This is a genomic window from Stenotrophomonas sp. AGC87 (genome assembly GCF_057333975.1).
Map to the genome: position 1 here is coordinate 58,961 of NZ_JBHFHW010000028.1, position 9,524 is coordinate 68,484.

8 protein-coding genes are annotated in these 9,524 nt (G+C 67.1%); 1 reads left to right on the plus strand and 7 read right to left on the minus strand.

The annotated features are described in order from the left end of the window. Nucleotides 1-100 precede the first annotated feature (100 nt). The 7 genes from betA to ACE026_RS10000 all read right to left on the minus strand — a co-directional run bounded on the left by betA (nt 101) and on the right by ACE026_RS10000 (nt 8,717). Entirely contained in the window at nt 101-1,771 is a 1,671-nt protein-coding gene (gene betA / locus ACE026_RS09970; RefSeq protein WP_486038874.1) for a choline dehydrogenase, read from the minus strand. 25 nt (nt 1,772-1,796) lie between these two features. Then, nucleotides 1,797-3,269 (minus strand): betaine-aldehyde dehydrogenase, encoded by a 1,473-nt coding sequence (betB, locus tag ACE026_RS09975; protein WP_486038875.1) that lies wholly within the window; start codon nt 3,267-3,269, stop codon nt 1,797-1,799. Between the two features lie 34 nt (nt 3,270-3,303). Beyond that, the gene (gene betT / locus ACE026_RS09980) at nt 3,304-5,283 is read right to left on the minus strand and encodes a choline BCCT transporter BetT (protein ID WP_121039795.1); all 1,980 of its coding nucleotides are present in this window, start codon (nt 5,281-5,283) and stop codon (nt 3,304-3,306) included. Between the two features lie 121 nt (nt 5,284-5,404). Then, nucleotides 5,405-6,142 (minus strand): endonuclease/exonuclease/phosphatase family protein, encoded by a 738-nt coding sequence (locus ACE026_RS09985; RefSeq protein WP_486038886.1) that lies wholly within the window; start codon nt 6,140-6,142, stop codon nt 5,405-5,407. Nucleotides 6,143-6,192: 50 nt separating this feature from the next. Continuing rightward, nucleotides 6,193-7,020: a thiol:disulfide interchange protein DsbA/DsbL gene (locus tag ACE026_RS09990; protein ID WP_486038876.1), complete on the minus strand. Its 828-nt coding sequence runs from the start codon at nt 7,018-7,020 to the stop codon at nt 6,193-6,195. 122 nt (nt 7,021-7,142) lie between these two features. After that, entirely contained in the window at nt 7,143-7,787 is a 645-nt protein-coding gene (locus tag ACE026_RS09995) for a thiol:disulfide interchange protein DsbA/DsbL (RefSeq protein WP_121039786.1), read from the minus strand. A gap of 129 nt (nt 7,788-7,916) precedes the next feature. After that, nucleotides 7,917-8,717 (minus strand): c-type cytochrome, encoded by an 801-nt coding sequence (locus ACE026_RS10000; RefSeq protein ID WP_486038877.1) that lies wholly within the window; start codon nt 8,715-8,717, stop codon nt 7,917-7,919. 155 nt (nt 8,718-8,872) lie between these two features. Here ACE026_RS10000 and yihA point away from each other — a divergent pair, with 155 nt between their 5' ends. Further along, complete coding sequence (yihA, locus tag ACE026_RS10005) at nt 8,873-9,496, plus strand: ribosome biogenesis GTP-binding protein YihA/YsxC (protein WP_486038878.1); 624 nt, start codon at nt 8,873-8,875, stop codon at nt 9,494-9,496. Nucleotides 9,497-9,524 lie beyond the last annotated feature (28 nt).

Genomic DNA, 9,524 nt, shown 5'->3' on the forward strand with positions numbered 1-9,524 from the left:
TTCCTGTTCTGGTGGATCGTGCCCCCCCCCCCCCCCCCCCCCACTACCGGGATTCGTGCGCCGAGCAACGGTCGACGCCTACCCATTGGTCGCACCGCCCTCAGCGCCGTGCAGGCGCGTCCCCGGCCACGTAGTAGGCCGCCGTGCTGCGCGGCAACGGTGCACGCCCCCGGATCCGGTCGGCGATCTTCTCGGCGATCATGATCGTAGTGGCGTTGAGGTTGCCGGTGATGATGCGCGGCATGATCGAGGCATCCACCACGCGCAGGCGCTCCATCCCGTGCACACGGCCCTGGCCGTCCACCACGCTCATCGCATCGGTGCCCATCGCGCACGAGCAGGACGGGTGGTAGGCGGTTTCGGCATGCGCGCGCACGAAGGCATCCAGCTCCGCATCGGTCTGGCACTCGGCGCTCGGGCTGATCTCGCGGCCGCGGTACTCGTCCAGCGCGGGCTGGGCGATGATCTCGCGGGTGATGCGGATCGCATCGCGGAATTCCTGCCAGTCCTGATCGGTGGACTGGTAGTTGAACAGGATCGAGGGGTGCTCACGCGGGTCCAGCGACTTGGCATGCACGTGACCGCGGCTGGGCGTGCGCATCGAGCCCACATGCGCCTGGAAGCCGTGTTCCTTGACCGCATTGGTGCCGTTGTAATTGATGGCCACCGGCAGGAAGTGGTACTGGATGTTGGGCCAGTCGAACTCCTCGCGGGTGCGGATGAAACCACCGGCTTCGAACTGGTTGCTGGCACCGATGCCGGTGCCGGCGAACAGCCATTCCGCACCGATCGCCGGCTGGTTCCACCACTGCAGCGCCGGGTACAGCGAGACCGGCTTCTTGCAGGCGTACTGCATGTACACCTCCAGGTGATCCTGCAGGTTCTCGCCGACGCCGGGCAGGTCGTGCACCAGCGGCACCCCAAGGGCGGCCAGCAATGCCGGCGCGCCCACGCCGGAGCGCTGCAGGATCTGCGGTGAGGCGATCGCACCCGCGCACAGCAGCACCTCGCGGCGGGCGGTGGCATCGATCGGCTCGGCGCTGTTGCCGGCCAGGTAGCGCACGCCCACCGCGCGCTTGCCGGCGAACAGAATGCGGTCGGTGGTGGCATGCACCACGATCTCCAGTCCCTCACGGTCCTTGGCCATGTCCAGGTAGCCGCGCGCGGTACTGGAGCGGCGTCCACGCGGGGTCACCGTGCGGTCCATCGGGCCGAAGCCTTCCTGCTGGTAGCCGTTGAGGTCATCGGTACGTGGGTAGCCAGCCTGCACACCGGCCTCGACCATCGCGTGGAACAGCACGTTGTTGCCGTTCTTCGGCGTGGCCACGCTGACCGGGCCGTCGCCGCCGTGGTAATCGTTGGCCCCGATGTCGCGCGTTTCCGCCTTGCGGAAGTACGGCAGTACGTCGTGGTAGCTCCAGTCCTCCAGCCCGTCGAAGCTGGCCCACTGGTCGAAGTCCATCGCGTTGCCGCGGATGTAGCACATGCCGTTGATCAGCGAGGAACCGCCCAGGCCCTTGCCGCGGCCGCACTCCATGCGCCGGTTGTCCATGTAGGGCTCCGGCTCGGTTTCATACGCCCAGTTGTAGCGGCGGCCCTGCAGCGGATACGCCAGTGCGGCCGGCATCTGGGTGCGGAAATCCATCCGGTAATCCGGCCCACCGGCTTCCAGCAGCAGCACGCTGACGCCGGCGTCTTCGGTCAGGCGCGCGGCCAGCGTGTTGCCGGCCGACCCGGCGCCGATGATGATGTAGTCGTACTCGCGCTTCATCGCGGTGTCTCCTGGTAAGGCCGGTTCAGAACACCGACGCGTAGCGGTCCAGTTCAATCTGGATGGATTTGGTACGGGTGTAGGCACGCAGCGTGGCCAGCCCGTTTTCGCGGCCGACACCGGACTGCTTGTAGCCGCCCACCGGCATCTGTGCCGGCGATTCGCCCCAGCTGTTGACCCAGCAGATGCCGGCCTCAAGCTGATGGATCAGGCGATGCGCGCGCGCCAGGTCCGGCGTGACCACGCCGGCGGCGAGACCGTAATCGGTGTCGTTGGCGCGACGCACGGCCTCGTCTTCGTCGTCATAGGCCAACAGGCTCATCACCGGCCCGAAAATCTCTTCGCGCACGATGCGCATGTCATCGCGGCAATCGCTGAAGATGGTCGGTGCCACATAGCAGCCCTTGCCCAGCGCTCCGTCGGTCAGCCGCTCGCCGCCGCAGACCAGCCGTGCACCTTCGGCCTTGCCGCTGCCGATGTGCTCCAGCACGCGCTGCATGTGCGCGGCGCTGACCAGCGGGCCGAAGTTGGTGTCCTTGGCCAGTGGGTCGCCGATGCGGATGCGCTGGACCCGTTCCAGCAGCTTGGCTTCGAACGCGGCCAGCGCGCTGCGCGGAACGAACACGCGGGTGCCGTTGGTGCACACCTGGCCGGAGCTGTAGAAGTTGGCCATCATCGCCACATCGGCGGCCAGGTCCAGATCGGCGTCCGCGCAGATGATCAGCGGCGACTTGCCGCCCAGCTCCATGGTGACGTCCTTGAGCGTGGAGCTGGAGGCACTGGCCATCACCTTGCGGCCGGTGGCGGTGCCGCCGGTGAAGGAGATCTTCTCGATCAGCGGGTGCTCGGTCAGCGCCGTGCCGACGCCGGCGCCATCGCCGGGCAACACGTTGAACACGCCATCGGGCAGGCCGGCCTCGGTGAAGATCTCCGCCAGCTTCAGCGCGGTCAACGGTGTCACTTCGCTGGGCTTGAAGATCATCGCGTTGCCGGCGGCCAGCGCCGGGGCGGCCTTCCACAGCGCGATCTGGATCGGGTAGTTCCAGGCGCCGATCGCGCCGACCACGCCCAGCGGTTCCTGGCGGGTGTAGAAGAAGCTCGTCTCGCGCAGCGGCACCTGGCTGCCTTCCAGCCCGTGCATGACGCCGGCGTAGTACTCCAGCACGTCCGCGCCGGTGACCACGTCCACGCTGAGCGTTTCGCTCAGGGCCTTGCCGGTGTTGCGCGATTCCAGCTCGGCCAGCGCATCGTTGCGCTCGCGCAGCAGTGCCACCGCCCGCAGCAGGATGCGCGAGCGTTCCACGGTGGTCAGCGCAGCCCACACTTTCTGGCCGGCCTGGGCGCTCTCCACGGCTGCGTCGAGATCGTCGCTGTTGGCGCTGTGGACGTTGGCGAGCAGCTCGCCGTTGGCCGGGTTGATGACCTCGAAGGTCTTTCCGCCCTGGGAGGGAACATAGCGGCCGCCGATGTACAGCAGCTGGTCGGGGAGGGTAGGCATGTCGATGACTCCTTTGCAGCGGGAGATCAGTGCGTCAACGCGTGAGATGCAGGAACTGCAGGTGACGCTCGTACTGATCGATGATGTCGTTGATGATCTGCTGGCGGCTGTAGCCGAACAGCTCGTAGTCCTGTCCACCTTCATAGAGGTGCACTTCGGCACGGTAGTAACGCTGATTGCGGAAGCGCTGCGCGGCGAAGGAGGGGGTGAGATAGCCGCGCATGATCACCTGGTAGGTGAACACCTGCTGCTCGCCATGGTCCACCAGCAGTTCCATGTGACCCGGCTCAAACTTCGTCTGCACGTCCAGGCCCTGTTCGAGCAGCTGCGCCGCGACGGCTTCGATCGCCGGCTTCACATCGGTATCCATGAACCGGTACACCTCGTCGCGTACCGGGAAATGCACCGCCTGGGTGATGCGCTGGCGCCACCCGCGCTGATGCCGCGATTGCCCGATCAACGGGATCGGTGAGTACTGCGAGGCCTTTTTGCGCTGCGACTCTTCGCCCAGCGCACGGGTCAGGCCCCACAGCATCAGCAGCAACACCACCGAGAACGGCAGCGAGGCCAGCACCACCGCGGATTTGAGTGCATCCATGCTGCCGGCCAACAGCAGCCCGGCGGTGACCAGGCCGGTCATCACGCCCCAGAACACGCGCAGCCAGCGTGGGCCGTCGTCTTCCGGATTGCCGCCCTGCGAGGACAGCGTGGATAGCACCACCGTGCCGGAATCGGCGGAGGTGACGAAGAAGATGAAGCTGACGATCACCGTGACCGCGATGACGGTGCGGCTCCACGGATAGCTTTCCAGCAACGCGTACAGCACGGTCGGTGGGTTCTCCACCGCCATCTGTGCCAGGTGCACCTGGTCGTGGTGCAGGATCTGATCCAGCGCGCTGTTGCCGAAGATCGACAGCCACGCCAGGGTGAAACCGAGGGGAATCAGCAGCACGCCGAGCACGAACTCGCGGATGGTGCGGCCGCGCGAGATGCGCGCGATGAACAGGCCCACGAACGGCGCCCAGCCGATCCACCAGGCCCAGTAGAACACCGTCCAGTTGCCCAGCCAGTCCGGGCGCCCGCCGTAGGCGTACACATCGAAACTCTTGCCGACCACGTTGCCCAGGTAGTCGCCCATGTTCTGCATGAAGGCATTGAGCAGGTACTGGGTGGGGCCGGCGAACAGCATGAACAGCAGCAGCGAGATCGCCAGCAGCATGTTGATGTTGGACATCCAGCGCACGCCCTTTTCCACCCCGGACACGGCCACGGTGATCGCCGCGCCCATCATCAGGACGATCAGCCCGACCTGCACCCAGGCCGCGTGCGGCACCGGGAACAAGGTGTTCAGGCCCGCGTTGAGATGCAGCACACCAAAGCCCATGTCCGCGCCGAGGCCGAACACGGTGGCCACGATGCCCAGCGCATCCACGGTGTAGCCGATCGGCCCGTTGATGCGCTTGCCGATCAACGGATACAGCGCTGAGCGCAGCGCCAGTGGCAGGTTGTGGCGATAGGCGAAGTAAGCCAGCGCCATCGCGGCCAGCGCGAACACGCCCCAGCCATGCAGGCCCCAGTGCAGGAACAGCAGCTGCATCGCCTGGCGTGCGCTGGCCTCGCCACTGCCGGTGCCGCCCTGCGGTGGCAGCAGGTAATGGGTCAGCGGCTCGGAGACGCAGAAGAAGAACAGGGTGATGCTGATGCCGGCGGCGAACAGCATGCCGGCCCAGGACAGATAGCTGAACTCCGGTTCGTCATGGTCCGCGCCCAGCTTGACGTTGCCATAGCCGGACAACGCCACGCCGACCACGAACACCAGGTACACGGTCATCGCCAGCAGGTAATACCAGCCGACATTGCGCGAGGCCCAGGTCTGGGCATCGAGCAGCATCACGCCGGCATCGATGGGAAACACGGTGACCAGAATGGCGAATGCCGCCACGATCGTGGCGGCAAGCAGGAACACGGGTCGAAGCGTGCGCACCTCGGGCAGAGGCGGCTCCACGGTACTCATGGGGTGGGGGATACTCCCGGTGCCGGAGCGGCAGACGGCGGGATTTATCGCACAGGCGCTGTGGACAGCCTGTTTACACGCTCACGATGCCCGCCGCGCAAGGGCGGCGGGTGGGCAGGGCTCAGCGCAGCGCGCTGTTAGGTACATCGATCGACATGGCCAGCGCGAGGTGATCGGAAAACGCGGCCGGCACGGCTTCGGCACTGCGTTGCTGCAGGCCGTCGCTGAGCAGGATGTGGTCGATCGCCCGGTCCGGGCGCCAGCTGGGGAAGGTCGGCACCACGCAGCCCGGCGGCTGCAGCGTCGTCTTCTGGTACAGCACCTGCATTTCCGGCCGTTCGGCCACGCAGTTGAAATCGCCCATCAGCACGGCGTTGGGGTGGTCGGAGAGCAGATCGGCAATAAAGGCCAATTGCGACATGCGCGAATTGGTCCCCAAGGACAGATGCGCCACCGCGACCGCCAGGCCCTGGCTGCCTTCACCGAACTTGGCCAGCAGCACGCCGCGCCCGCCGATCCGGCCGGGCAGGGCGTGGTCCTGGACCTCGACCGGCTCGAGCTTGCTGAGCAGGCCGTTGGCGCTGGAGGCCACCCCGCCCATCCGGCGGTTGGGCTGGTGGCTCCAGTAATTGAAGCCGGCGCGCTCGGCCAGATAGTGGGTCTGGTTGGTGAAGCCCGAGCGCAGGCTGCCGGGGTCGGCCTCCTGCAGGCCGACGATGTCGTGTTCGCGGGCCATCTGCGCGATGGCATCCAGGCTGGTTCGTTTGCGCCCGGCCGGCAGTGCGTGCGACCAGCTGCGGGTCACGTAGTCACTGTAGCGGCGGGTGCTCGAACCGGCCTGGATGTTGGCCGTCAGCAGGCGCAGGGTCCGCGTGTGGGGGGAGGTCACGACGGTTCGCTATTGCTGGATCAGTTGGCCTTGCCGGCGCGTTCGCGCGCGATCAGGTGATCGGCGATGCGCAGCATGTCCGGGAAGCCCTTGCCCTTGACCAGGTACTTGCCGTTGACGATCACCGACGGGGTGCCGGAGATCTTGCTGCGCTGGGCGAACTGCTTGGCCGAGTTGGTCTTGGCGTTGACGGCGAAGCTGCCCATCATCGCGGCGAACTGCTTCGGGTCGGCGCCGTGCTTGCCGTAGAAGTTGGCGATGTCCTCGACCGAATCACGGCCGCGCTCGCCCTTCAGGCTCTGCTCGGCATGGATCGCGGCGTACATGGCTTCGTGGGTCTTTTCCTGCAGGCCCATGGCCTGCGCGGCGTAGAACGCACGGCCGTAGTCATCCCAGGTGCCGCCGAACATGGCCGGCACGTAGACGAAATTGACATCGCTCGGCAGACCGGCCTTCCACGGCCCGATCAGCGGCTGGAACGCGGCGCAGGCCGGGCACACGTAACCGAAGATTTCGGCGACTTCGATCTTGCCGGTGGCCGGCTGGAACGGCTGGCCGTTTTCGATCACTACATAGTCGGTGCCGGCAACCGGCTCCGGGCCGGTCGGGCGCGACGAGGCCGGCGCCGGCGCCGGGGTGGTGGCTTCGGCAGCGGCGGTCTCGGCGGCGGCGGTTTCACCGCTGGCGGCCGGGGCCTGCTCGCTCGGGGTGGCCGTTTCGGTGGCCGGGGTGCTGCTCGGTGCGGCCGGTTCGGCCGGGGCGGTGGTGTTGGCGGTACCGTCCTGGGCCTTGCAGGCAGCCAGGATCGGCAGCAGAGCCATGAGCGTAATGGCGAAACGGGTCTTCATCGAAACATCTCCAGCGGATGAGCATGGTGGGGCCGATGCTGGGAGCACCGGCCAGGGAAGCATGATGACACGCGGAAACGAGCGTCCCGCGTGCACGGTGCGTGATGGTTCAGCGAGCGCTGTTAGAGCGCCTTGCCGCTGCGCGCACGGGCGATCAGGGCATCTGCATTGCGCAGCATCGACTCGAACGAGTCGCCCTTGACCAGGTACACGCCATTGACGATCAGCGTCGGCGTGCCGGGCACCTTGGTGCGCAGGGCGAAGGCACGGGCGGCCTTGACCTTGGCATCCACGGCGTCGCTCTTGAGCGCGGTGATGTACTGCGCCGGGGCCACGCCGAAGCCCTGGTAGAACGCGGCCAGTTCATCCGGCGAGACGTTCTGCATCGGCAGCGAGCCCTTCTCATGCAGGGCATCGAACATGGCGCGGTGGCTGCGCTTGGCCACGCCCAGCTGGTCGGCGGCGTAGTAGGCGCGGGCGAACGAATCCCACACGCCCCCGAAAGCAGCCGGTACCGGGGTGAAGCGGACGTCCTTGGGCAGCTTGGCGGCCCAGGCTTCCAGCTGCGGCTCGAAGTGCGCGCAGTGCGGGCAGGTGTAGCCGAACATCTCCACGACTTCGATCTTGCCGGCCAGCGGCGCGAACGGACCGGCATCGGCGATGCGTTCGTAATCCTTGCCCTCCACCAGCGGTGTCGGGGTGGCGGCGAGGGTGGTCAACGGGCTCAGGGCCAGCAGCAACAACATCAGGCGGGGCATCAACGTCATCTACATCCATCTCCATACAGAAAAAACGACGCCGGCCCAGTCGCCGGCGTGCCAGTGAACATACCCCGCCGGCCGGGGTGGCCGCATCCGTCATCCGACCAAGGGGATGCGCTGCGGCGTGGGCGGTCGTTACGGTGCCTGCGTGCCTCCGGCGAGCGGGGTGGCCGCAGCGGCGACGTCATCGGCCCGGTTGTGCAGGCCCTGCAGGTAGCTGGCCAAGGCCTGGATTTCCTGCTCGGTCAACGACTTGGCGATCGAGGCCATGATCTGGAAGTGGGCCTTGTCCGTTTCCTGGGTGGTCCCGGCCTGGTACTCCTGCAGGCGGCGCGCGACATACGCTGCGTGCTGACCACTGATATGCGGGTAGGCCGGGCCGGGATTGCCCGCGCCCGTGGGGCCGTGGCACGCCATGCAGGCCGGGATGCCGCGCTCGGCATCGCCGCCGCGATACAGCTGCTGGCCGATCTCATAGAACTTCTTGCCCGCGTACGGGCCCTCGGTCACCGCGCCATCGTCGGCGATGCCGGCTGTGGCCTTCTGCGTGGCGAAGTAGGCACCGATGTCGCGCATGTCCTGTGGGGTGAGGTCCTGCACGAACGGCACCATCGCCGCCGAGGCCCCGGAGGTGCGCTGGCCATTGGCGATCAGGGCCATCTGCTGGGCGCTGTAGCGCTCGCTCTGGCCGGCGATGCTCGGGTACATCTCCACCGTGGAATTGCCATCGGCCGAGTGACAGGCCGCGCAGGCGGCGGCCTTGGTCTGCCCGGCCTTGGGATCGCCCCAGGTGGTTTTGCTGAAATCGACCTCCAGCGAGGCGGTCTTGATCGGCCCGTTGTCCGGCAGGGGCGTGATCGAGGTCTGGGCAACGGCAACGGCGGCGAGCAGCGAGACAGCAAGTGCGGAAACGGCAAGAACGCGAGCATGGCGCATGCGGAAGCTCCGTGTGGACCGGCCTGGCGGTTGCGGGACCGCAACCACGGGGATCGCCCGATTATCAACGCCGTTTCACGCCACGGTCAACGCAGGGTGCAGCAAAACCGAGCGCGGGCAGCGCGGATCGGGCCCGGACATGCGATCCTATGCCCATGTCATTGCTCCTCGAACGCGCCCAATACCTGCTTTCGGCCCACAACACCCGGCAATTGCCGGACGACGTGGGCGCGGAAGTCGCCTTTGCCGGTCGCTCAAATGCTGGCAAGTCCAGTGCCCTCAACGCCCTGACCCGCCAGAACAGCCTGGCCCGGGTCTCCAAGACCCCCGGCCGCACCCAGCAGCTGGTGTTCTTCGAGGTCACCCCGGAGGCCAAGCTGGTCGATCTGCCCGGCTACGGCTACGCCAAGGTGCCGCTGGATCTGCAGGCGCACTGGCAGGCGTTCATCGACCAGTACTTCCGTACCCGCGAGGCCCTGCGTGGCCTGGTGGTGGTGATGGACATCCGTCACCCGCTGAAGGACTACGACCGCCAGATGCTCGCCTATGCGGTGCAGCGCGGCCTGCCGGCGCACGCGCTGCTGACCAAGGCCGACAAGCTCGGCCGTGGCCAGCAGGGCATCGCCCTGCAGAAGGTGCGCAAGGAACTGCAGTCCTCCTTCGGCGATACCGTCAGCGTGCAGACCTTCTCCGGTCCCGCCCGCCAGGGCGTGGATGAAGCCCGCGGCATCATCGGCGGCTGGCTGGGCCTGAACAAGCCGGCACCGGAAAGCGCCTGATCCCGGACGTCGCGGCGGTCCAACGGAC